Origin of the sequence: Thalassospira mesophila, assembly GCF_002115755.1 — a bacterium.
Taxonomy (GTDB): Bacteria; Pseudomonadota; Alphaproteobacteria; order Rhodospirillales; family Thalassospiraceae; genus Thalassospira; species Thalassospira mesophila.
The window spans coordinates 1-436 of sequence record NZ_JFKA01000070.1 but is presented as its reverse complement, the minus strand read 5'-3'; the positions used below and the strand labels follow the sequence as shown (position 1 = coordinate 436).

At 67.2% G+C, this 436-nt stretch carries 1 protein-coding gene; it reads left to right on the top strand.

All coding sequences use genetic code 11. From position 1 onward, the window contains the following. Positions 1-436 (top strand): aminotransferase class III-fold pyridoxal phosphate-dependent enzyme (locus tag TMES_RS22075; protein ID WP_143589785.1); only part of this gene is annotated, 436 nt, incomplete at both ends.

Sequence of the window (436 nt, the reverse complement as noted above, 5' to 3'; positions counted from 1 at the left end):
TCATCGCGCTGCGCGACGCCTCGACGATCGCCGCGGTGATCGTCGAACCGTTCTCCGGCTCCGCCGGGGTGATCGTGCCGCCGGTCGGCTATCTGCAGCGCCTGCGCGAGATCTGCACCCAGCATGACATTCTGCTGATCTTCGACGAAGTGATCACCGCCTTCGGCCGCTGCGGCGCGATGACCGGCGCCGAGGCGTTCGGCGTCACGCCGGACATCATGAACATCGCCAAACAGGTGACCAACGGCGCGCAGCCGATGGGCGCGGTGGTGGTGCGGCCGGAGATCTACCACACCTTCATGAACGGCGGCGAGCCGGACTACCAGCTCGAATTCCCGCACGGCTACACCTACTCCGCCCATCCGGTCAGCTGCGCGGTCGCGCTGGCGACGCTGGACATCCTGCAGCGCGAACAGATGGTGGAGCGCGTACAGGC